The sequence below is a fragment of the Duganella sp. AC237 genome, from assembly GCF_979254035.1.
In genome coordinates this window covers 4,124,615-4,146,187 of record NZ_CEEDEW010000003.1, presented here as the reverse complement: position 1 = coordinate 4,146,187, position 21,573 = coordinate 4,124,615, and the positions used below count along the sequence as shown (strand labels likewise).

The 21,573-nt window shown below is 62.0% G+C and carries 20 protein-coding genes; 13 read left to right on the top strand and 7 right to left on the bottom strand.

Features of this window, described 5'->3' with window-relative positions; genetic code table 11:
- Nucleotides 1-29: 29 nt before the first annotated feature.
- The 5 genes from AC0IYS_RS18325 to AC0IYS_RS18305 all read left to right on the top strand — a co-directional run bounded on the left by AC0IYS_RS18325 (nucleotide 30) and on the right by AC0IYS_RS18305 (nucleotide 2,682).
- The gene (locus AC0IYS_RS18325) at nucleotides 30-584 is read left to right on the top strand and encodes a hypothetical protein (protein WP_471706518.1); all 555 of its coding nucleotides are present in this window, start codon (nucleotides 30-32) and stop codon (nucleotides 582-584) included.
- 121 nt (nucleotides 585-705) lie between these two features.
- Nucleotides 706-1,170, top strand: coding sequence for a hypothetical protein (locus tag AC0IYS_RS18320; protein ID WP_471706517.1), 465 nt, complete (start codon nucleotides 706-708; stop codon nucleotides 1,168-1,170).
- A 110-nt stretch (nucleotides 1,171-1,280) separates the two neighbouring features.
- Complete coding sequence (locus AC0IYS_RS18315; RefSeq protein WP_471706516.1) at nucleotides 1,281-1,652, top strand: hypothetical protein; 372 nt, start codon at nucleotides 1,281-1,283, stop codon at nucleotides 1,650-1,652.
- A 54-nt stretch (nucleotides 1,653-1,706) separates the two neighbouring features.
- Nucleotides 1,707-2,036 (top strand): ribonuclease E inhibitor RraB, encoded by a 330-nt coding sequence (locus AC0IYS_RS18310; protein ID WP_471706515.1) that lies wholly within the window; start codon nucleotides 1,707-1,709, stop codon nucleotides 2,034-2,036.
- A gap of 28 nt (nucleotides 2,037-2,064) precedes the next feature.
- Nucleotides 2,065-2,682 (top strand): DUF1444 family protein, encoded by a 618-nt coding sequence (locus AC0IYS_RS18305; protein ID WP_471706514.1) that lies wholly within the window; start codon nucleotides 2,065-2,067, stop codon nucleotides 2,680-2,682.
- Between the two features lie 140 nt (nucleotides 2,683-2,822).
- Here AC0IYS_RS18305 and AC0IYS_RS18300 read toward each other — a convergent pair whose 3' ends face one another.
- The 7 genes from AC0IYS_RS18300 to AC0IYS_RS18270 form a co-directional block, all read right to left on the bottom strand.
- Entirely contained in the window at nucleotides 2,823-3,761 is a 939-nt protein-coding gene (locus AC0IYS_RS18300; RefSeq protein WP_471706513.1) for a response regulator, read from the bottom strand.
- The gene (locus AC0IYS_RS18295; protein ID WP_471706512.1) at nucleotides 3,745-7,164 is read right to left on the bottom strand and encodes a hybrid sensor histidine kinase/response regulator; all 3,420 of its coding nucleotides are present in this window, start codon (nucleotides 7,162-7,164) and stop codon (nucleotides 3,745-3,747) included. Before AC0IYS_RS18295 ends, AC0IYS_RS18300 begins: the two co-directional genes overlap by 17 nt.
- Before the next feature lie 144 nt (nucleotides 7,165-7,308).
- Nucleotides 7,309-7,980: a flagellar brake protein gene (locus AC0IYS_RS18290; protein WP_471708904.1), complete on the bottom strand. Its 672-nt coding sequence runs from the start codon at nucleotides 7,978-7,980 to the stop codon at nucleotides 7,309-7,311.
- Nucleotides 7,981-8,250: 270 nt separating this feature from the next.
- Entirely contained in the window at nucleotides 8,251-9,000 is a 750-nt protein-coding gene (locus AC0IYS_RS18285; protein WP_471706511.1) for a pseudouridine synthase, read from the bottom strand.
- Nucleotides 9,001-9,031: 31 nt separating this feature from the next.
- Nucleotides 9,032-11,599, bottom strand: coding sequence for a [protein-PII] uridylyltransferase (locus AC0IYS_RS18280; protein WP_471708903.1), 2,568 nt, complete (start codon nucleotides 11,597-11,599; stop codon nucleotides 9,032-9,034).
- 18 nt (nucleotides 11,600-11,617) lie between these two features.
- Complete coding sequence (map, locus tag AC0IYS_RS18275) at nucleotides 11,618-12,457, bottom strand: type I methionyl aminopeptidase (protein WP_471706510.1); 840 nt, start codon at nucleotides 12,455-12,457, stop codon at nucleotides 11,618-11,620.
- Between the two features lie 165 nt (nucleotides 12,458-12,622).
- Nucleotides 12,623-13,426 carry an MHFG family PEP-CTERM protein gene (locus tag AC0IYS_RS18270; RefSeq protein WP_471706509.1) on the bottom strand — a complete coding sequence of 268 codons (804 nt, stop codon included), beginning with the start codon at nucleotides 13,424-13,426 and terminating at the stop codon, nucleotides 12,623-12,625.
- Between the two features lie 498 nt (nucleotides 13,427-13,924).
- Between AC0IYS_RS18270 and rpsB the strand changes: the two genes are divergently transcribed.
- The 8 genes from rpsB to rseP all read left to right on the top strand — a co-directional run bounded on the left by rpsB (nucleotide 13,925) and on the right by rseP (nucleotide 21,573).
- On the top strand, nucleotides 13,925-14,677 hold the full coding sequence (gene rpsB, locus AC0IYS_RS18265; RefSeq protein ID WP_090313880.1) for a 30S ribosomal protein S2: 753 nt from the start codon (nucleotides 13,925-13,927) through the stop codon (nucleotides 14,675-14,677).
- A 126-nt stretch (nucleotides 14,678-14,803) separates the two neighbouring features.
- Nucleotides 14,804-15,715: a translation elongation factor Ts gene (gene tsf / locus AC0IYS_RS18260; protein ID WP_463450415.1), complete on the top strand. Its 912-nt coding sequence runs from the start codon at nucleotides 14,804-14,806 to the stop codon at nucleotides 15,713-15,715.
- Between the two features lie 161 nt (nucleotides 15,716-15,876).
- The gene (gene pyrH / locus AC0IYS_RS18255; protein ID WP_090313876.1) at nucleotides 15,877-16,593 is read left to right on the top strand and encodes a UMP kinase; all 717 of its coding nucleotides are present in this window, start codon (nucleotides 15,877-15,879) and stop codon (nucleotides 16,591-16,593) included.
- Between the two features lie 47 nt (nucleotides 16,594-16,640).
- Nucleotides 16,641-17,201, top strand: a complete 561-nt coding sequence (gene frr / locus AC0IYS_RS18250) for a ribosome recycling factor (protein WP_090313874.1) — start codon at nucleotides 16,641-16,643, stop codon at nucleotides 17,199-17,201.
- A gap of 157 nt (nucleotides 17,202-17,358) precedes the next feature.
- The gene (gene uppS, locus AC0IYS_RS18245; RefSeq protein WP_471706508.1) at nucleotides 17,359-18,111 is read left to right on the top strand and encodes a polyprenyl diphosphate synthase; all 753 of its coding nucleotides are present in this window, start codon (nucleotides 17,359-17,361) and stop codon (nucleotides 18,109-18,111) included.
- A complete protein-coding gene (locus AC0IYS_RS18240) occupies nucleotides 18,111-18,947 on the top strand; it encodes a phosphatidate cytidylyltransferase (protein ID WP_471706507.1) in 837 nt (278 codons plus the stop codon). Before uppS ends, AC0IYS_RS18240 begins: the two co-directional genes overlap by 1 nt.
- Nucleotides 18,948-18,958: 11 nt before the next feature.
- Entirely contained in the window at nucleotides 18,959-20,140 is a 1,182-nt protein-coding gene (gene ispC / locus AC0IYS_RS18235) for a 1-deoxy-D-xylulose-5-phosphate reductoisomerase (protein ID WP_471706506.1), read from the top strand.
- Entirely contained in the window at nucleotides 20,137-21,573 is a 1,437-nt protein-coding gene (gene rseP, locus AC0IYS_RS18230) for an RIP metalloprotease RseP (protein ID WP_471706505.1), read from the top strand. Before ispC ends, rseP begins: the two co-directional genes overlap by 4 nt.

The following is a 21,573-nucleotide window of genomic DNA, read 5'->3' as shown; positions in this document are numbered from 1 at the left end:
GCATTGCATTACTGTATGCTCCATGCTAATTGTCCGATAACGGTTTTGAGGAGGGTGAATTGGGCGCTCGCGGTGCAGTCATTATGGGATTTTTCGGTGCGGTCTTCGCTGCGCTGACTATGCATTTGCAATGGCGGGTCCTGGGCCTCATGCTGGCATTGCCTTTTGTGGTTTTTCTTGCCATCGCAGCGGCCGCTTTACATACGATGCGCCTGAAGGGCAACGGTGTCGTCCTTTCCGAAGCAACTAAAAAAGCGCTGATGTGGAGTAGCATCGGCGAGGGCATCGGTATCTTTCTCGCTTCGAACGTTGTAGCCAACCTGCATCGTGACGACTTGCTTTTGCCGGCGATTGCTCTTGTCGTCGGCCTTCATTTCCTCCCGATAGCCCGCGCCGCTTCTTTCCGTCCTTTTTATGTGCTCGGAGCTGTACTGCTGGCGTCTGCCATCATCGGCTTCCTTGTCGGCGCACCGGTCGGCGGCGAGATAGCCGGAATCGCAGCGGCATTGAGTTTGTGGCTCGCATCGCTGGCGGCCATTCGAAGGGACTGGCAAGAGAAACGGGCATCGTTGAGTTATTGCTGATGGATGTGCGCGTTATAATCTTGTTGTCTGGAGCACTAGCGACAAGCGTCGGCCATGAGCTGTCCTTTCAATGGGCACTCGGGGTTTAGAAAGCTGAGATTCACCAAACGTAGGAGATGGAATGCGTTTAGCTGCATTCGCGTTATCTGTACTCGCCTTATTAGTCGCGGGTCGTTCCTTTGCGGCGCAAGTCTTCTCTTGCGATGGTGCAGAGGTTCGCATCGAGGTGGTTGCGCGTGAAAGTCCAGTGTGGGAAGAACGTCTAGAGGCGATCGTTACCGTCTCGCGTGACGAAGCAATTACTGTATTGCGCTATCGGAATATTGACTTTGTTGGTGGCCAGTGTTTGGTCAAAGACACGTCCCAATCGCTAGTCATTTTTCAAGCATTTTGCGGTGGCACGGGCTGCAAGGACCTCGCCAATTGGGGCGTAGTGAACCCGAAAACCCTTCGGGTCCTAATCGCCCCAAGCGATACGAATCGCGAGGAAGTGCTGAGGCTAGTCGGCGGTAGTGCTCTTCCGCGGCTGGAACTGCTGAATGTTCTTGCCGAGGCCCGTAAGCAAGGTATTAGAGTGCCTGATTAACAGGATATAGTATTGTTTTCGAAAAATGAACGCGTTAGGCCACAGAGGGCAACCGGCCACTAACGGACCTATTGGGTTAAAGCCTCATCTACTCGCGGAGGAAGCACGTTGTGAAACTAATCTTTCTAAGCATTTTGATGTTTTCCACGGCGGCTGATTCTGCCGAGAACGTTAAAGATCTATTGGATGATGCCGTCACATCAGACGTGCGCTGGACGGCGATGCTGGGGCACGTGGATCCCTCGATAAGTAAAGCAGTCGCTGAAACGCAAAAAAACGAAGTAACACCGCCGCCTCGTTATCAAAGCGCCATAGCATTCAGCTCAACTAATACGAACATTATGACTGCTGCTTTTATTGAAGCGAAGGTGCCGGATTGTCTTCACTCAGAAGGACTAAAGCGTCAACCTACATTTCTTCTCGGCGGATATCTAGCGCTGCCGTTCATAGCTGTCGCCAAGGTGCGCGGGAAGTGTATCTAATGTTTCGACACCAACCGACCATTTTCGGACGACCGTATTTTTAGGAGCGAATGAATGTTTTCAAAAACACGCTGGCCCAATGACGCAGATGGAGATGTTTTTCGTAGAATGCAGAAAAGTGGGTTTGACTTCGATAAGGCTGTCGATATCGACTTTAATGTGGATTTTGATTCATGGCCACCGTCCGAAGAACTAGTGAGTATGCTTCGTTCGCAATTTAAGCATGTGAAGATTTATTCCCCTGATTCAAGTGGAGACGGATATGTACAATTCGTTTTAAATGCTGTGCCGACGTACGAATTAGTTATTTTTAACCAAAAATCCGTCTCCGAAATGGCGGCCCGGTTCGGCGGCGTGTGTGAATCATGGGGCGTGTTGCACTGAGTCTGACAGCGGCCAAAAGCCGCCGTTCGTGACGGTATTTAGCAGTGATAAAATTTTAATCGAGAAGGATTCTGTGAGCTCATCAAATTCTAGGGAGTTCTGTCTTCGAGCAATTGCACATTTGAAGATGGAGGTGATTGGAGAAGGCCCCAATGAAGTCGTTCTAGGCTTCGAAGATAGTCCGGTCCTAAGGTCGATAGGGCACGGTCTTTTGGTTGCGTATTTTGTGGACGAAGGAGAGCATTTTTCCTATGTTCAAAATAGGCACTTGGCCGAAGCGGGCATGTCTATCGAAGAGTTGGACGGGAGCGCTAGGGGAAATTTGGCTCGATTCGCGTGCGAAAAAGCAGAAGTCCGGCAATATGGAAACATCTTTGCAGTCCTGTGCGGCGGAAATTTTGAAGCAAGCTTGTTGTTATGCGACCAATTCTGGAGCACATGGTATTCCGAATTGGCTCCAAATGGTTTCGTTGCGGCATTTCCGTATAGAGATATTCTGGCGTTTGGAGATGCAAAAAATGTATTTGCTATACCCGAATTGGATGCATTATCTGACCGCGTTCAAGGTGGCGACCATCCCTTAACAAGTGAGCTATTTCGAAGAATCGACGGCACTTGGCAACCGATAACGTTGGATAAAACCTAGTAAGTAGTTAATTTTGCAGAATATCGACCGGCGGCTTTGGGGCGGAAGCTGCCGTTGGCCGTTCGGCCGTCGTGTGGAAGTTTAAGTTGAGCTGGCCTTACATTGCGAAGTCGTCGTTCCTCCCGCAAGCAGTGCTGGTATCATGAGCGTTCAAGCTCCTCGTTTCTGCCGCCGGCGCGCAATTTGGTCATGGCGACAGCCGCCGCCGAGGTGCGCGTCTCCACCCCAAGCTTTACGAACACATGCTCCAGGTGCTTGTTGATCGTGCGCGGGCTAGTGCCGAGAATCTCGCCGATATCGCGGTTGGTCTTGCCCTTGATTAGCCAATTCAGCACCTCCGATTCGCGTTGCGTCAGTTTGAACGCGGCCATCAGCTTTTCGATTTGCGCGACGTCCGATTCCTCACGCAGCACGATCATCCATTGTTCGTCCTCGCTGAACTCCGCCGCCGAGAAGATCAACCTGCGCGCGCCGCGCGCCAGCGTCAAGGGCGGATGCGACTGGCCTTGGCTATGCGCGGCCTGCGTCGCCGCCAGCCACGTTGGTAACTCGGCGTCGACCAGATACCCCTGCATCAAGGTGCGCGCCAGAGGCGTTTGCCAGACGATCTTGCCGTCGCGTGGCGACATCGCGATGACCGCATTGCCGAAGGCGTCCAGCGCGCTGCGGGCCTGGTCCATCAGGCGCGCCGTCTGCATGTGGGCGGCGATCCTGGCCAGCACCTCGCCGGTGCGCAGCGGCTTGGTGACGTAGTCGTTGCCGCCGGCCTCGAAGGCGGCCACCACATGCTCGGCCTCCGTCAGGCCGGTCATGAACACCACCGGAATATGACGCGTGGCCAGATTGGCTTTCAGCCGGCGGCATGCTTCGAAGCCGTCCATGCCGGGCATGATGGCGTCGAGCAGGATGATGTCCGGCTGCGCTTCGGCGGCGCGCTGCAACGCCGCCTCGCCGTTGTTCGCCACCAGCACTGTGAAACCCGATTCGTCCAGTGCGTCGTGCAGCACGGCGAGATTTTCCGGGACGTCGTCGACCACCAGTACCAGGTTGCCGCGCGCGGGTTCAATGTTGAAGTTCATCGCTCTTATTCTTTCGGACAAAGTCGGCCATCGCATCCAGCTGAAAGCGTTTGGCAAAATCGCGCATGGCGTGGGTGAAGCGGGAGTACTGGGCGTCGAGCGCGTCGATCTCATCGAGCTTGGACTGGATGCCGCGTACATAGCCAATGCGTATCAATTCCTCCAGCGCCGCCATCTGCGCGGCCGGCGGCATCACCATGGCCGCAGGACCCGCGGCAGCCGGCATCTCGCTGCTGATCGCCTCCGCGCGCGGCTGCGTGATCCAATCCAGCGCGAGGCGTCGGCCGATCCAGTCCAGCAGCTCGCCGACGTTGACCGGTTTGATGATGAAGTCTTCGGCCTTGATGCCGGCGGCGTTCTCCATGCCCTTGTCGAAGGCGTTGGCCGAGACGATGGCGATCGGCACCTGTGACAACTGGCGGCGGCGCAGGATGTAGCTGGCCTCCCAGCCGTCCATGCCCGGCATGGCCAGGTCCATCAAAATCAGGTCCGGCTGGAACGCGGCGTGCAGGTCGAGGCATTCCAGGCCGGACGCCGCCTGTGCGATCTCGAACCCCAGCGGCGCGAGGATGTTGAGCAGCAGTTCGCGGTCGACCCGTTCGTTGTCGACCACCAGGATGCGCCGGCGCGGGCCGCGATAGCCGGTGCGCTGCTGCGCCGGCGCCTCCAGTTCCCGCAGCGCCTTGCCTGTGACGTGCACGCTGGGCAGGAACAGGCGGATGTGGAACAAGCTGCCCTGCAAAGGCGCGCTGCGGATTTTCATTTCGCCGCCCATCAGCTGCGTCAGCATTTTGCTGATCGGCAGACCGAGGCCTGTGCCGCTGGCGTTGGCGTGCGTGCTGGCGCTGCCGCGCGTGAAAGGCTCGAAGATGTGGTCCAGTTCTTCCTGCAGGATGCCGGGGCCCGAGTCCTCGATCTCGAACGAGGCGATCTCGCGCGCGTACTTCAACCGCAGCACCACGCCGCCCTCGCTGGTGAACTTGACGGCGTTGCCGAGGATGTTGATGAGTATCTGGCCCAGGCGTTTGCGGTCGGCGCGCACGATGCGCGGCAGCGCGCCGGTCAACTCGTAGCGGAAGGTCAGGCCCTTGTTGGCCGCCTGCAGTTCGAACATGCGCACCAGCTGCCCGATGAAGTCGGGGAAGTTGATTTCCTTGGTGTCGAAGGTCAGCTTGCCGCCCTCGATGCGGGCGATATCGAGCGTGCCCTCGATCAGCGACAGCAGGTGCTCGCCGCTGCTGCGGATCACGCGGATGGCCTGCTGGCGGTGCTCGGGGATCGACGGGTCGTTGTCGAGCAGCTGGGCGTAGCCGAGTATCGAACTCAAAGGCGTCCGGATTTCGTGGCTGATGCCGGCGATGTAGCGGCTCTTGGCCTGGTTGGCCAGGTCGGCGGTCTTCTTGGCCTGCTGGAGCTGGGCGTCGGTCTGGCTATGCAATTCGATCTCGCGCGTCAGCAGGCCGGTTTGGCGGTTCGATTCCTCCTGCGCCACGCGGCGGCTTTCGCTGGTGAGCACCAGCCACCAGGCGACGATGCCGCTGGTGATCAGGAGCGCGGCGAAGATCTTGAGGAACACCAGCCGCAGTTGCGGCAGCAGCGCGGCGTCGCCGGGCGGCAGCACCGATTGCTCGTGGTAGTAGATCAATCCGAGCAGGGCGCCGAGGAACAGCACCGTGACGATCATCAGCAGCAGATAGTGTCCCAGTCCGCTGCCCAGATAGCGCCACAGCGATTTGGGCAAGAGAGCCTGCATCGCCTGCTGCCACTGCGCCGACACCTTGGCGTGCGGCTTGCAGACGTCGTTGCAGCGCGCGTCCAGGCAGCAGCACAGGGAACAGATCGAACCTTGATAGGCCGGGCAGTGCGCCATGTCCTCGGCCTCGTACTCCTTTTCGCAGATCACGCAGGTCTTCTGCACCACGCCGGGCTGGCGGGCGATATAGTATTTGCCCTTGGTGGCGATGGCGATCAGCGGCGCGGCCACCAGCGCCGTGAGCAGCGCGATGAAAGCGGAGAAGGCCTGCGCCTGGTGGCCGAACACGCCCATGAAGGCGGCCACCGACAGCGCCGACGCCAGCACCATGGCCCCGACGCCGACCGGGTTAATGTCGTACAAATAGGCGCGGCGGAATTCGATGCCCTTGGGGCTCAGGCCCAGCGGCTTGTTGACCACCAGGTCGGCCACCACCGCCGTGATCCACGAGATGGCGATGCACGAGTACAGCCCGAGCACCTGGTCGAGCGCCTGGAACACGTCGAGCTCCATCAGCAGCACGGCGATCAGCGCGTTGAACACGGCCCACACCACGCGGCCCGGATGGCTGTGCGTCAGGCGCGCGAAGAAGTTCGACCACGCCAGCGAGCCGGCGTAGGCGTTGGTCATGTTGATCTTGACCTGCGAGATCACCACCAGCAGCGCGGTGGCCAGCAGCGCCCAGCGCGGATCGGCGAACACTTGGCTATAGCCGGCCAGGTACATATGCGTGGGGTTGACGGCCAGGTCCAGCGGCACGGCGCTGCTGATGGCGAGGAAGGCCAGCAGTGCGCCGCCCAGCATCTTGACGATGCCCAGCAAGATCCAGCCCGGCCCCGCGATCAGTACGCCCATGTGCCAGCGCACGCGGTTTTGGTCGGTCTTGGGCGGCATGAAGCGCAGGAAGTCGACCTGCTCGCCGATCTGCGTGATCAGCGCCACGCCGACGGCGGTGGCGGCGCCGAACATCAGCACATTGAACTGGCCGTTCTGGCCGGAGCGGCCGGCGTAGTCCATCAGCTGCGGCAGCAATTCCGGCTGCTTGTGCAGGATGGCGACGAAGGGCAGGGCCATCAGGATCAGCCATACGGGCTGGGTCAGCATCTGGATGCGGCTGATCAGGGTCACGCCGTGCGTCACCAACGGAATGACGGCCAGCGCGCTGACCATGTAGCCCAGATAAAGCGGCAGGCCGAAATACAGTTCCAGCGCGTAGGCCATGATGGCCGCCTCCAGCGCGAACAAAATAAACGTGAACGAGGCGTAGACGAAGGAGGAGATGGTCGAGCCGATATAGCCGAAGCCGGCGCCGCGCGTGAGCAGGTCCATGTCGACGCCGTATTTTGCCGCGTAGTAGCTGATCGGCAGGCCGGTGAGGAAGATGATCAGGCCGACGGCCATGATGGCCCACAGGGCGTTGATGAAGCCGTAGTTGACGGTGATGGTGCCGCCGATTGCTTCGAGCACCAAAAAAGAGATGGCGCCGAAGGCGGTGTTGGAGACGCGGAACACCGACCATTTGCGGAACGAGCGCGGGGTGTAGCGCAGCGCGTAATCCTCGATCGTTTCGTTGGCCACCCAGGTGTTGTAGTCGCGCCGGATCTTGACGATGCGCTGGGGCGGTTCGGTCTCTGCCGCGGTGGTGCTCATGTGCTCCCTGTCTGGCTTATCGTTATACTCCTGACTTTCAAGCAAGAAATATGCCGATAAACAAACATGCGGAGCGCGATGCTTGCGGGCGTGGCGCCCCATCGCGGTGCGGCCGTGGACGGCCGCACCATTGTGGTGCTGCGGCTATCGGTGCCGGCTGGCGTTGAGCTTGTCGAGCAGGCGGGTCAGCTCGTCCTGCATGGCCGGCGACAGATTGGTGAACTGGCAACCGATCTGCACTTGTTCGCCCAGCAGGAAGGAGCGGAAGGTGCGCGACAGGCGCACCTCGAGGTCGGCGATCATGACCGAATCGGGACCGAGCTCGAGCCGTACGCGCTGCAGCTTGCGCCCCACGTGCAGGCCGACGCAGTCGCGTGGCGGTGCGCGCATGCCGACGCCGCCCGACGAGAAGTCGTACAGTTGCAATTCGTACGGTTTGCCGTTCAACACGAATGAGGCCATGTAGTAGATGCCCAGCGGCGTTTCGAGCCGGGTCGAGGCGCGCCGGTTCAGTACCATGCACTTGAGTGGGAAGCCCAGCGGGATCAGGGTCGGCGTGCCGGGCAGGCAGGCCCAGTCGTCGGACGTCAGCTTGAACTGGATCTTCGCCGAGCGCAGCCAGGCGACAAAGGTCGCCTCGCCGGGCGGCAGGAATTCGCCCTCGTTCAGTTCGAGTACGAAGTGCGGATTTTCCGGGTCCACCGAGCGGATGCGCGCCATCACCACGTTGTTGGAGCTGGCCGGGTAGATCGACACCGGGTCGCCGTTGTCGGCGAGCAGGGTCAGCGAGTCGCCGATGTCATGCTCATCGGTGATGTCATGCGGCTTCGAACCCGCCGGTATGGGCTCCACAGCGTCTTTTAGGCTGGGCGGGCCGCGGCGAATTTCATTGGGTATTGGATCGTTCACGACGGCATATCTCTTTGATTATGACTTCAGCAATGCGAGGTCGGTTCGAACAGTTTACAAGTTATTCGCGCACTTGGCTTGCTAAATAGCAATAACCGGTGAGAATATTTCGCCGAATGTGCGGTTTGATCCACGCGCGGCTCGGGGGAGGGGGCCGTCGGCGCCCCCGCACGCCGCTTAAAACTGTTCTTCGGGACGCAGATAGCGCCATTGGCCGACCGGCAGGTCGCCCAGTTTGACCTTGCCGATGCGGACCCTTTTCAAACCGATCACTTTCAGGCCGACCATGTCGCACATGCGGCGGATCTGGCGCTTTTTGCCTTCGCGCAGCGTAAAACTGAGCTGGTCGTCGTTTTGCCAGCGCACCTTGGCCGGCAGCAGCGGCTTGCCGTCCATCCACAGGCCGTGGTTGAGCTTTTTCAGGTCGCTGTCGGGCAGCTTGCCCGGCTTGGTGTATTCCACCCGCACCAGGTATTCCTTGTCGACGCTGGTGGTCTCGCCGATCAGGTGCTTGGCCACGCGGCCGTCCTGGGTCAGCACCAGCAGGCCGACGGAGTCGATGTCGAGGCGGCCGGCCGGCACCAGCGAGCGCAGCTGGGCAGGGTGGAACAGTTCCGGCGACGGATCGTCCGGCCAGCGGTTCTCCGGCTTGACCAGCACCACGGCCGGCTGGTAGCCGTCCTCGGCCTGGCCGCTGACGTAGCCCATCGGCTTGTTGATCAGCACGGTCACGCGCTTCGATTGTTCGGCGGCGGCCTGGCGCTCGACGGTGACTTTCTGGCTCGGGTAAACCTTGCTGCCGAGCTCGGAGATGACCTGGCCGTCGACACGGACCCAGCCGCGCGCTATCCACTCGTCGGCTTCGCGGCGCGAGCACAGGCCCAGTTCGGACATGCGTTTGGACAGGCGTAATAATTCTTCTGACATGATGCTTTTCTATAATGGTGAACGGTGTGGTTTAAACCTTGATCGCTTCAAGCAAATCGGTTTCCAGCTGCAGCTGGCTGCGCGCATTGCCCAGCGCCGGACCGTCGATCAGGAACACGTCCTCGACCCGCTCGCCCAGGGTCATGACCTTGGCCGTATGCAGGTTGACCCGGTACTTGGCCAGCACGTTGGCGATCGAATAGAGCAGCCCGGTGCGGTCGTTGGCGGCGATCGACAGCAGGTAGTACTGTCCGCGCTCGTCCGGGCGCAGGTCCACCGTCGGCTGCATCGGGAAGGTGCGCGACAGGCGCGACAGCCGGCCCTTGCCCGGCATCGACAGCGGCTCCGGATGGGTCAGCGCGCCGCACAGCTCGTGCTCGATCAGGTTGATGATGTCGCGGTAGCTCTTGGCGAAGTTCTGCTCGGTCACCAGAAAGGTGTCGAGCGCGTAGCCGTGGCGCGTGGTGTGGATCTTGGCGTCGAGGATGCTGAAGTTCTTGCGGTCGAAATAGCTGCAGATGCGCGCGAACAGGTCCGGCTGGTCGCGGATGTAGACGGCGACCTGCAAGCCTTCGCCGATCGGCGCCAGGCGGCATTTGACCACCGGCTTGTCGCTGGTGAAGCGGTCGTACAGCGCGCGCGTCTGCCAGGCGATGTCGGAGGCGTCGTGGCGCAGGAAGTAGGCGACGTCGAGCTGGCGCCAGAAGGCTTCGTGCGCGTCCGGCCCCAGGCCGTACAGGCGCAACGTGGCCAGCGCCTCCTGCTGGCGGTTCTTCAGTTCATGGTCGGCGCTGTGCGGCTCGCCGCCCAGCACGCGCAGGGTGATGCGGTACAGGTCTTCGAGCAGCTTGGCCTTCCAGGCGTTCCACACCTTGGGGCTGGTGCCGCGGATGTCGGCCACCGTCAGCAGGTACAGCGCGGTCAGGTGGCGCTCGTCGCCCACCGTCTTGGCGAAGGCGGCGATGACGTCCGGGTCCGACAGGTCCTGCTTCTGCGCCACCTGCGACATGGCCAGGTGCTGCTCGACCAGGAATACCACCAGTTCGGTGTCCTCGGCGCTCATGCCGTGCTCGGTGCAGAACTGCCGGGCGTCGACCGTGCCCAGTTTGGAGTGGTCGCCGCCACGCCCCTTGGCGATGTCGTGGAACAGCGCGCCCAGGTACAGCAGCCACGGTTGCGCGAAGTTGGCCATCAGCTGGCTGCAGAACGGGTACTCGTGCGCGTGCTCTGCCATCGTGAAGCGGCGCATGTTGCGCACCACCATCAGGATGTGCTGGTCCACCGTGTAGACGTGGAACAGGTCGTGCTGCATCTGGCCGACGATCTTGCGGAAGTTCGGCAGGTAGCGGCCGAGGATCGACAAATCGTTCATGCGCCGCAGCGCGTGGATGATGCCTTGCGGCGCCTGCAGGATGCGCAGGAACAGCGCGCGGTTGGCCGGATCGGCGCGGAACGCCGTGTCGATCAGGAAGCGGTCGTGCCACAGCGCGCGCATGGTGCGCGAGGTCATGCCCTTGAGCGACGGGCGCTCGGTCATCAGCACGAAGATTTCCAGGATGGCCGACGGCCGCCGGGCGAAGGTGTCGTCCTCGCGCATGTCGATCAAGCCATTCAGGTCGTTGAAGCGCTCGTTGATCGGCACGGCCAGCTCTTCCTGCGGGAACAGCCGTTCCTCGATGTTTTGCAGCAGGATGGTGTTGAGCTGGGTGACGGTTTTTGCGGCCCAGTAGTAGCGCTGCATCAGGTATTCGCTGGCGCGGCGCATGCCCGGGCCGCTGCCGGTGGCCTGCAAGCCCAGCGACTCGGCGATGGCGGTCTGGATGTCGAAAACCAGGCGGTCTTCGCGCCGGCCCGCGTGCAGGTGCAGGCGCACGCGGATGTCCTTGAAGGCGCGCTCCTTTTCCATCAGCTGCTTGGCCTCGGTCTGCGTGATCAGGCCGCTGGTGGCCAGGGTGCGCCAGGAGTTGGCCAGGCCGGCGGCCTTGACCAGCCACAGGATCACCTGCAGGTCGCGCAGGCCGCCCGGGCTTTCCTTGCAGTTCGGCTCCAGGCTGAAGGCGGTGTCCTCGTACTTGGCGTGCCGCTGGCGCATCTCCAGCAGCTTGGCGTGGTAGAAGGCGCGCGGGTCCATCGCGGCGTCGTAGCGGCGCTGCAGCTGTTCGAACAATTGTTCGTCGCCGCAGATCACGCGCGCCTCGAGCAGGCTGGTTTGCACGGTGATGTCGGCGGCCGACTCGGTCAGGCATTCATCGACGGTGCGGATGCTGTGGCCTATCTCCAGGCCCAGGTCCCACAGCAACTGCACCAGTTCTTCCAGTTTTTCGGTGGTGGGGGCGTCCGGCGCTTCTTCCAGCAGGATCAGCAGGTCGACGTCGGAATAAGGGAACAGCTCGCCGCGGCCGTAGCCGCCCACGCCGACCAGCGCCGTGTTGGCCGGCAGGCGCGCCTCGTGCCAGGCCGTCGTCAAGACCGCGTCGACGCTCTGGCGCAGGCTGCGCAGCAGCTTTTCCGGCATGCCGTCGGCCTGGAAGCCGGCGATGACGATCTGGCGTTCGGCCTTGAGCTGGCGCTTGAGCTGCTCGCGCAGCTCGTTCTTCATGACGGCCGACATGCGCTGTTACGCCGCGACGGGCGTGGCCGACGCCGCAGTGCCGGCGTTCGTGATAAACGCCGGCGGCGGCGGGCTGCCGGCCGACAAGGTCAGCACCTCGTAGCCGGTCTCGGTGACCAGGATGGTGTGTTCCCACTGCGCCGACAGGCTGCGGTCCTTGGTTTTGATGGTCCAGCCGTCGCCCATTTCGCGGATTTCGCGCTTGCCGGCGTTGATCATCGGCTCGATGGTGAAGATCATGCCCGGCTTGAGCTCGTCGAGCGTGCCCGGACGGCCGTAGTGCAGCACCTGCGGTTCCTCGTGGAAGATCTTGCCGATGCCGTGGCCGCAGAACTCGCGCACCACGCTGTAGCCGGCTTTTTCGGCATGCTGCTGGATGGCGTGGCCGATGTCGCCCAGGTGCGCGCCCGGCTTGACCTTGGCGATGCCCAGCCACATGCATTCATAGGTGATGTCGGACAGGCGCTTGGTCATGATCGACGGCTCGCCGATCAGGAACATGCGGCTGTTGTCGCCGTGGTAACCATCCTTGATGACGGTGATGTCGAGGTTGACCGAATCGCCGCTTTTGAGCACCTTGTCGCCCGGGATGCCGTGGCAGATGACGTCGTTGACCGAGGTGCAGATCGCCTTCGGATAGGGCGTGTAGCCGGGCGGGCAGTAGTTCAGCGGCGCCGGGATGGTGCCCTGGACGTTGACCATGTACTCGTGGCAAAGGCGATCCAGCTCGCCGGTGGTCACGCCGGCCTTGACGAAGGGGGTGATGTAGTCGAGCACTTCGGAGCCAAGGCGGCCGGCCACGCGCATGCCGGCGATATCTTCGGCGGATTTGATGGAGATAGACATAGAGGATCGCAATCAGCAAGGTAAACGGTAAAAACGCAGGCGGCGAGCGGACTTTCGTCCCTCGCGGCGTGCAAATATGCTGAAATTATAAACGACGCGGGGGGCGTCGCGTGCGGCAATGACCGGCCTGTGGCGTAATCGGCCCCGCGCCGCCCGCTCTGAGGCTCAGGCGGCCTTGCCGGCGGCTGCCGCAGCGGCGGCGCGATGCTTGCGGCGGGCCGCGAAGCCCAGCAGGCCCAGGCCGGCCAGCAGCATGGCGTAGGTTTCCGGTTCCGGCACCGGGGCGACCGGCGATCCGGGCTGTGGCAGCGGCGGCGGACGCACGCCAGTGCCCGGATAGATCGGCTGGTTGACCGGCACGGGCGGCGCCGTGAAGCCCCGTTCGACCGGGCGTTCCTCGACCGGCGCGCGCACCACTAGCGGCGGCGGCAGGAAGCCGGCAGTGCGCAGGGTGGGCACGTCTTCGATGATGGGCGCATCCAGCAGGCCAAGATCGCTGTCACCGACATGCTCGTTAAAGTTCGGCGGCGTCAAGGCGGCCGGCGGCGGCACTTGCGCCACGGCCGGACGGGGCCGCACGATGCGGCTGACGTTTCCGCAGATTTTCGGCACCAGGATGCAATGTTGATCTGCGCAATAAACGGCGCCTGGTTCGCTGCGGCTGGCTGCCCACTTGCTGCGCGTGACGGTATGGCAGACGGAGGCCGCGCCGAAGTGCATGTCGCGGATCTGCGCGTCGTAGACGTATTTGCCGGTGATCGCGTCGCGTGTGATGTTGACGGTCTCGTCCGGATTGCCGTAGGTGATGCGGTACTTCAGCTTGACACGCGTGCGTTCCGGGATGTCGGTGTAACGGTCGATGGCGGCGTCGGTGTTGCCGGTATACGGATTGGCGCCCGGCCGGTCCCAGGAACAGCTGGGTTGCACGGTGGTAGCCGCCGCGAGGGCGATGGCAAAGAGGGTAGACATTCAGGCATCTCCGAAACGCAATATTGCAATATTAACAGATCTTACGTGAAAGCAAGTGTCTTATTGCTACGGCACTAAACTTTTGCAAATGATATTACAGATTGGCTACGATTCGCTTGACTGAGAACAATTAATTGTCGATTGTTACAATTTAACGTTTGGTCCGTTGTATCGGCGATGACGCCGATATGCTTTTGTCCATGACAATGAGGTGGGAATCGTCGGTGCCTGTCCGTCATGCGGCGCCGCAGACGTCTTCTTTTTCGCGCCGCGACAGACATGGTATCTGGCTATCCAGATGGCGACTCCCTGTATTCCATCTTATCGCCGGACTTGCCTAAGTGGCTGTTTTCAGGGTAGAATCTCGGGTTGCTTGGATTTGACTTTCGGTTCAGGCAATAAAGTAGTCAATATTGTTTATTCATAAACGCGAATCCGATCGACAAGGGTGCCTATATGGTGACTGATCGGATTCCAGACCCAACCCTGGAGTTAAATATGTCCGTAACGATGCGCGAAATGCTGGAAGCCGGTGTCCACTTTGGTCACCAAACCCGTTTCTGGAACCCAAAGATGGCACCGTTCATCTTCGGCCACCGCAACAAGATCCATATCATCAACTTGGAAAAGACGATGGGTATGTATCAAGAAGCGATGAAACACGTGAAGCAGGTTGCTTCGAACCGCGGCACCATCCTGATGGTCGGCACCAAGCGTCAAGCGCGCGAAATCATCGCGGCTGAAGCGGCACGCGCAGGCGTTCCTTTCGTCGATCAGCGTTGGCTCGGCGGCATGCTGACCAACTTCAAAACCATCAAGACCTCGATCAAGCGCCTGAAAGACATGGAAGCCCAGATCGAAGACGGTTCGGTTGAGAAGCTGTCGAAAAAAGAAGCGCTGATGTTCCAACGCGAAATGATCAAGCTGCAAAAATCGATCGGCGGTATCAAGGACATGGGCGGCGTTCCTGACGCAATCTTCGTCGTTGACGTTGGCTACCATAAAGGCGCCATCACCGAAGCCGCTAAACTGGGCATCCCGGTCATCGGCGTGGTCGATACCAACCACTCGCCAGAAGGCGTTCAGTACGTCATTCCAGGCAACGACGACTCGTCGAAAGCCATCACGCTGTACGCCCGTGGCGTTGCAGATGCGATCCTGGAAGGCCGTGCAGCCGCCGGTAACGAAGTAGTTGAAATGGTCAAAGCCGCAGCTGGCGACGAATTCGTCGAAGTGAACGAACAGGCTTAATTGTTCTTTACTAGCTGAAGGAAAAAGGGGTGGCCAACAGCTCCCCCTTTTTTTTAACGTAAATGGGTAGAGCAGGGCTGACCGGCCGCTCCCCTTCCACCGAATACCGAATACAGGAGAAACACTATGGCAGCGATTACTGCAGCAATGGTAGGCGAACTGCGCGCCAAGACGGACGCGCCAATGATGGAATGCAAAAAAGCACTGACCGAAGCCGAAGGCGACATGGGCCGTGCTGAAGAGATCCTGCGCGTCAAGCTGGGCGGCAAGGCTTCGAAAGCGTCGTCGCGCGTGACCGCCGAAGGCGTGGTCGCCACCTACATCGCCAACGGCGTGGGCGCGCTGATCGAAGTGAACTCGGAAACCGACTTCGTCGCCAAGAACGACGACTTCCTGAACCTGGCCAACACCGCCGCCAAGCTGGTCGCGGAAAACAACCCGGCCGACGTCGCCGCGCTGCTGGCCCTGCCAGCTGGCAACGGCCAGACCCTGGACGAGGTGCGTGCCGCTTTGATCGGTAAAATCGGCGAAAACATGTCGATCCGCCGCTTCCAGCGCTTCGAAACGACCGCCAAGCTGGCCTCGTACCTGCACGGCACCCGCATCGGTGTTGTGGTCGAGTTCGACGGCGCCGACGAGCAAGTCGGTAAAGACGTCGCCATGCACATCGCCGCGATGAAGCCGGTGTCGCTGTCGGCCGACCAGGTTCCTGCAGAACTGATCGAAAAAGAGCGCTCGGTCGCCCAGTTGAAGGCTGACGAGGATGCGGCCACCGCCGCCGCCGCCGGCAAGCCTGCGCAGTCGCCGGAAATCGTCGCCAAGCGCCTCGAAGGTTCGGTCCAGAAGTATCTGAAGGAAGTGTCGCTGCTGAACCAGGCGTTCGTCAAGAACGACAAGCAGTCGATCGAGCAGATGCTGAAAGAAAAAGCGACCACCGTGAAATCGTTCACGATGTACGTCGTCGGTGAAGGCATCGAGAAGAAGGTCGATGACTTCGCCGCAGAAGTGGCCGCTCAAATGGCCGCTTCCCAGGGTTAATAGTGAAAACGGGCCGCGAGGCCCGTTTTTTAGCCCGACAAGATAATCTTGTCTGTAACACCAGTTGTCCCCGGCGGCCGTCGCGCCTATCTCAAGGTATGATAGGCGCCGGCAGCCTTCCCTGAATCAACCCCACATACACACTTTAGGAGCCCCGTCTCATGTCCAAACCAGCCTACAAGCGCGTCCTCCTCAAACTGTCCGGCGAAGCCCTGATGGGCGATGATCCTTACGGCATCAACCGCGGCACGATCGAACGGATGGTCGCCGATGTGGCCGAGGTCGCGAAAATGGGCGTGGAACTGGCGATCGTCATTGGCGGCGGCAACATCTTCCGCGGCGTCGCCCCCGGCGCCCAAGGCATGGACCGCGCCACCGCCGACTACATGGGCATGCTCGCCACCGTCATGAACGCGCTGGCGCTGGCCGACGCGATGCGCCATGTCGGCATTACCGCGCGCGTGATGTCGGCCATCGGCATCGAACAGGTGGTCGAGCCGTACGTGCGCCCGAAGGCGCTGCAGTACCTGGAAGAGGGCAAGGTCGTGGTGTTCGCGGCCGGCACCGGCAACCCGTTCTTCACCACCGACACGGCCGCCGCGCTGCGCGGTTCCGAGATCAGCGCCGAGATCGTGCTGAAGGCCACCAAGGTCGACGGCGTCTACACGGCCGATCCGAAGAAGGACCCGAACGCCACCCTGTATCACTCGATCACCTTCGACGAGGCGATCGCCAAGCACCTGCAAGTCATGGACGCGACCGCTTTTGCGCTGTGCCGCGACCAGAAATTGCCGATCAAGGTGTTCTCCATCACCAAGCCGGGCGCGCTCGCACGCGTCATCATGGGCGAGGATGAGGGTACACTGGTCCACGTGTAACGTCTTTAATACCATCATCATTTATATCCGATCACAGGAGAGCAGCAATGTCCGTAGCTGACGTTAAAAAGAATGCGCAAGAACGCATGACCAAATCGCTGGAAACCTTGCGTGCCGATCTGGCCAAGGTCCGCACCGGCCGCGCCCATACCGGCATCCTCGACCACGTGATGGTCGAGTACTACGGTTCGCCGACGGCGTTGACCCAGGTGGCCAACGTCACCCTGATGGACGCGCGCACCATCGGCGTGCAGCCGTTCGAAAAGAAAATGGCCTCGACCATCGAAAAAGCCATCCGCGACGCCGACCTGGGTCTGAACCCGTCGTCGCAGGGCGACATGATCCGCGTGCCGACCCCGCCGCTGACCGAGGAACGCCGCAAGGAAATGGTCAAGCTGGTCAAGAGCGAAGCCGAGGACGCCAAAATCGCGGTGCGCAACATCCGCCGCGACGGCAATGAATCGCTCAAAAAGCTGGTCAAGGACAAGGCCATCTCCGAGGACGACGAGCGCCGCGCCTCCGACGACGTGCAAAAACTGACCGACAAGTTCATCGCCGACATCGACAAGATGGTTGTCGAAAAAGAAAAAGAAGTGCTGACGGTTTAACCCCTCAGGGCGCCAGCTGCCGACCCGCAGTCCCCGGCTTAGGGGTCGGACCCCGTACGGGGTCCGACCCCGTCACGCTTTTGGGTGCGGGTTACCGTGCTACCTTGTCTTTTTGCGTCACACCTGCAATACTTTATACTTTGGCACCAAAGTTTTCATGAAATATACGAGTTCGACTACTGAGGTTCCGGAAGCCCCGAATGTGCCGCGTCACGTCGCGATCATTATGGATGGCAATGGCCGCTGGGCGACCAAACGCTTTCTGCCGCGCGTCGCCGGCCACGTCAAAGGCGTGGAAGCGGTGCGCACCGTGGTCGAGGCCTGCGCCCGCCGCGGCGTCGAATACCTGACCCTGTTCGCCTTCAGCTCGGAAAACTGGCGCCGCCCGGAAGAAGAAGTGTCGCTGCTGATGCGCCTGTTCGTCACGGCGCTCGACCGCGAGGTCTCCAAACTGCACGCCAACAATATCCGCCTGAAGGTCGTCGGCGACCTGAGCCGCTTTGACGCCAAGCTGCAGGGCATGATCGCCAACGCCGAGCGCAAGACCGCCAACAATACCCGCATGACCGTCACCGTCTGCGCCAACTACGGCGGGCGCTGGGACATCATGCAGGCGGTCGGCAAGATGGTGGCCGCCCATCCTGGTAGCGGCGATTTCACCGAAGAACAGCTGGCGCCGCACCTGGCGATGGCCTACGCGCCCGAGCCGGACCTGTTCATCCGCACCGGCGGCGAGCAGCGCATCTCCAATTTCCTGCTGTGGCAGCTCGCCTATACCGAACTGTTCTTCACCGAGACGTACTGGCCCGATTTCTCCATCGAATGCCTCGACGAGGCGATCGCCTCCTACCAGCACCGCGAGCGCCGTTTCGGCCGCACCGGCGCGCAACTGGCCGAAAAGACAAACTAATGCTGAAAACACGGATTATTACCGCGGTGCTCTTGCTGGCGGTGTTGCTGCCGGTCCTGTTCTTCAATTATTTCCCCGCGTTTGCCGTGGTCGTCACCTTGTTCGTCGGCGCCGCGATGTGGGAGGGCGCGCGCCTGTTCGGCCTGTCGCCCACCGCCGCCAAGGTCACCGGCGTGGTCAGCTGCGGCCTGTTCGTGCTGCTGATGTACAGCGCCAAGCCCGGCGCCGTCACCGCGCTGTACGGCGTGGCCGCGCTGCTGTGGCTGATCCGCTATGCGCCGACCCTGGGCCTGGGGCTGCCGCCGCTCAAGGGCGCGGCCAACTGGTCGATGGCCATCACCTTCAGCTTCGCCATTTTCGCCTGCTTCTTTGCCATCGTCGGCCTGTACATGGTATCGCCGCTGTACCTGCTGTCGGTGCTGGCCCTGGTGTGGATCGCCGACATCGGCGCCTATTTCTCCGGCAAGGCCTTCGGCAAGCGCAAGCTGGCGCCGACCATCTCCCCCGGTAAATCGTGGGAGGGCGCCATCGGCGGCGGCATCGCCGTGCTGGCGATCGCCTCGCTGACCATCGTGCTGGCCGCTTCCGTTCCGTGGTTGCAGGACACCTTCGCCGTGCGCCTGCAGGCGCGCTTCGGCTGGGCGCTGACCTTGCTGGCGTTGCTGGTCATCGTCGCCGCCTCCGTCATCGGCGACCTGTTCGAATCCCAACTCAAGCGCCGCGCCGCCATCAAGGACAGCAGCAACCTGCTGCCTGGCCACGGCGGCGTGCTCGACCGTGTCGACGCGCTGATCCCCGTGCTGCCGCTGGCCGCGCTGCTGACCGCCTGGCTCTGAAAGACATTCCTATGCAACGCATCACCATCCTTGGCGCCACCGGTTCGATCGGCGTGTCCACGCTGGACGTGCTCGCCCGCCATCCCGAACGCTATTCGGTCTACGCGCTGTCCGCGCACAGCCGCGTCGACGAACTGGCCGCCCAGTGCGTGCAGTTCCGTCCGCTGCGCGCGGTGGTCGGCACGGCCGACGCCGCCGAGCGCCTGGACGCGCTGCTGCGCGCGGCCGGCGTCGCCACCGAGGTCGAATACGGCGAGACAGCCCTGTGCGCCATCGCCAGCGCCCCCGAGGTCCACAGCGTCATGGCCGCCATCGTCGGCGCCGCCGGCCTGGCGCCGACCCTGGCCGCCGCCCGCGCCGGCAAGAAAGTGCTGCTGGCGAACAAGGAAGCGCTGGTCATGTCCGGCCAGCTGTTTATCGACGCCGCCGCCGAGGCAGGCGCCGTGCTGCTGCCGATCGACAGCGAACACAACGCGATTTTCCAGTGCCTGCCGTCGTCGTACGGCCGCCAGCCGGGCGCCAGCGGCGTCGCCAAGATCCTGCTGACCGCTTCCGGCGGCCCGTTCCTGACGCGCGCCGTCGAGACCCTGGAAGACGTCACGCCGGAGCAGGCCTGCAAGCATCCCAACTGGTCGATGGGCCGCAAGATCTCGGTCGACTCGGCCACGATGATGAACAAGGGCCTGGAAGTGATCGAGGCGCACTGGCTGTTCGGCGCCCCGGCCGACCAGATCGACGTCGTCATCCACCCGCAGTCGGTGATCCATTCGATGGTGTCGTATGTCGACGGCTCGGTGCTGGCCCAGCTGGGCAACCCCGACATGCGAACGCCGATCGCCCACGCGCTGGCCTACCCGGAGCGCATCGACTCCGGCGTCGCCCAGCTCGACCTGACGCAAATCGCCACCTTGCAGTTCGAGCGTCCCGACTTCGCGCGCTTCCCGTGCCTGGCGCTGGCCTTCGACGCCCTGCGCGCCGGCGGCACGGCGCCGGCGCTGCTCAACGCCGCCAATGAGATCGCGGTGCAAGCCTTCCTTGACCTGAAGATCGGCTTCCGCCAGATCGACCGCGTGATCGCCCAGGTGATGGAAAAGCTGCCGCACAACGCCGCCGATAGCATCGAGGCCGTCATGGCGCAGGACGCGCTGGCGCGCGACGCCGCCGAAACCATCATCGCCGGGATGGCAAAATGAATTTCCTGCAAACCGTGCTGGCGTTTGTCGTCTGCCTCGGCTCCCTGATCGTCTTCCACGAATTGGGGCACTACCTGGTGGCGCGCTGGTGCGGCGTCAAGGTGCTGCGCTTCTCGGTCGGCATGGGCAAGGTCGTGTGGTCGCGCCGCTTCGGCCCCGACCAGACCGAATGGGCCGTGTCGGCGCTGCCGCTGGGCGGCTACGTCAAGATGCTCGACGCCCGCGAGGGCGACCTGGCGCACCTTCCGCCGCAGGACCTGAAGCGCGAGTTCACGCGCCAGAACGTGTGGAAGCGCATCGCCATCGTCGGCGCCGGCCCGCTGGCCAATTTCCTGATTGCGATCGTGCTGTTCGCCGGCCTGTACATGTATGGCGTGGAAGAGCCGGTCAGCAAGATCAGCGTGCGCGCCAGCGAGGTGCCCACGCTGGCCACCGACGCTTCGATAGCAACGAACGACGCCGATGCGGGGCAGGGCAAGCAGGCCGCCTCCGCCACGCCCGCCTGGCAGGCCGGCCTGCGCAGCGGCGACCTGGTCACCGCCATCAACGAACAGCCGGTGACCGTCTGGTCCGAGCTGCGCTGGAACCTGATGCAGTCGGCCATCGACAAGAAGGAAGCGCGCCTGACGGTCGAACGTCCGGGCGAGGGCCGCCGCCACTTCGTGCTGCCGGCCGACGTGCTGGCCGCGCTCGACCTCGACGGCGACGTGCTCGGCAAGCTGGGCCTGGGCGTGGCGCGGCCGGCGCCGGTGGTGCAGCAAGTGCTGCCGGGAGGCGCGGCCGAGCGCGCCGGCCTGCGGATCGGCGACCTGCTGTTGTCGGTCGGCGGCACGCCGGTGGCCGACGGCATCGCCTTCATCGACATCATCCGCGCCTCGGCCGGCAAGACGGTGGACGTGGTGGTGCGGCGCGCCGGCCAGCCGGTCACAGTGGCCGTCACGCCCCAGGCCGAGCAGGCAAAAAGCGGCAAAGGAACTGTAACAGTCGGTAAGATCAGCGCTTACGTCGCTTTGCAGCCGGATATGATCGTCGTGCCATCGTCGCCGCTGGAGGCGGTGGGCAAGGCCATGGCCCGCGTCTGGGACACTTGTACGATGACGCTGAAGATGATCGGCAAGATGATCGTCGGCGAGGTCTCGCTCAAGAACGTCACCGGCCCGATCACGATCGCCGATTACGCCGGCCAGACCGCGCGCATGGGCGTGGTCAGTTATTTAAGCTTTATCGCCTTCATCAGCATCAGTTTAGGGGTCATGAATTTGCTACCGATTCCGGTTCTAGATGGGGGGCATTTGCTGTATTATTCGCTGGAAGTTTTAACTGGGCGTCCTGTGCCGGAACGTTTTAACGAGATTGCACAGCGAGTTGGCATCGGTTTGCTGATGACGTTAATGCTGTTGGCGGTATTTAACGACGTCGCCCGGCTTTTATAA

Coding starts and splice junctions, on each gene's coding strand:
- AC0IYS_RS18240 (WP_471706507.1), top strand. CDS start 18,111: ATGCTGAAAACACGGATTATTACCGCGGTGCTCTTGCTGGCGGTGTTG.
- AC0IYS_RS18295 (WP_471706512.1), bottom strand. CDS start 7,164: ATGAGCACCACCGCGGCAGAGACCGAACCGCCCCAGCGCATCGTCAAG.
- tsf (WP_463450415.1), top strand. CDS start 14,804: ATGGCAGCGATTACTGCAGCAATGGTAGGCGAACTGCGCGCCAAGACG.
- AC0IYS_RS18270 (WP_471706509.1), bottom strand. CDS start 13,426: ATGTCTACCCTCTTTGCCATCGCCCTCGCGGCGGCTACCACCGTGCAA.
- AC0IYS_RS18320 (WP_471706517.1), top strand. CDS start 706: ATGCGTTTAGCTGCATTCGCGTTATCTGTACTCGCCTTATTAGTCGCG.
- map (WP_471706510.1), bottom strand. CDS start 12,457: ATGTCTATCTCCATCAAATCCGCCGAAGATATCGCCGGCATGCGCGTG.
- AC0IYS_RS18285 (WP_471706511.1), bottom strand. CDS start 9,000: ATGTCAGAAGAATTATTACGCCTGTCCAAACGCATGTCCGAACTGGGC.
- AC0IYS_RS18280 (WP_471708903.1), bottom strand. CDS start 11,599: ATGAAGAACGAGCTGCGCGAGCAGCTCAAGCGCCAGCTCAAGGCCGAA.
- AC0IYS_RS18300 (WP_471706513.1), bottom strand. CDS start 3,761: ATGAACTTCAACATTGAACCCGCGCGCGGCAACCTGGTACTGGTGGTC.
- frr (WP_090313874.1), top strand. CDS start 16,641: ATGTCCGTAGCTGACGTTAAAAAGAATGCGCAAGAACGCATGACCAAA.
- rseP (WP_471706505.1), top strand. CDS start 20,137: ATGAATTTCCTGCAAACCGTGCTGGCGTTTGTCGTCTGCCTCGGCTCC.
- pyrH (WP_090313876.1), top strand. CDS start 15,877: ATGTCCAAACCAGCCTACAAGCGCGTCCTCCTCAAACTGTCCGGCGAA.
- rpsB (WP_090313880.1), top strand. CDS start 13,925: ATGTCCGTAACGATGCGCGAAATGCTGGAAGCCGGTGTCCACTTTGGT.
- ispC (WP_471706506.1), top strand. CDS start 18,959: ATGCAACGCATCACCATCCTTGGCGCCACCGGTTCGATCGGCGTGTCC.
- AC0IYS_RS18310 (WP_471706515.1), top strand. CDS start 1,707: ATGTTTTCAAAAACACGCTGGCCCAATGACGCAGATGGAGATGTTTTT.
- uppS (WP_471706508.1), top strand. CDS start 17,359: ATGAAATATACGAGTTCGACTACTGAGGTTCCGGAAGCCCCGAATGTG.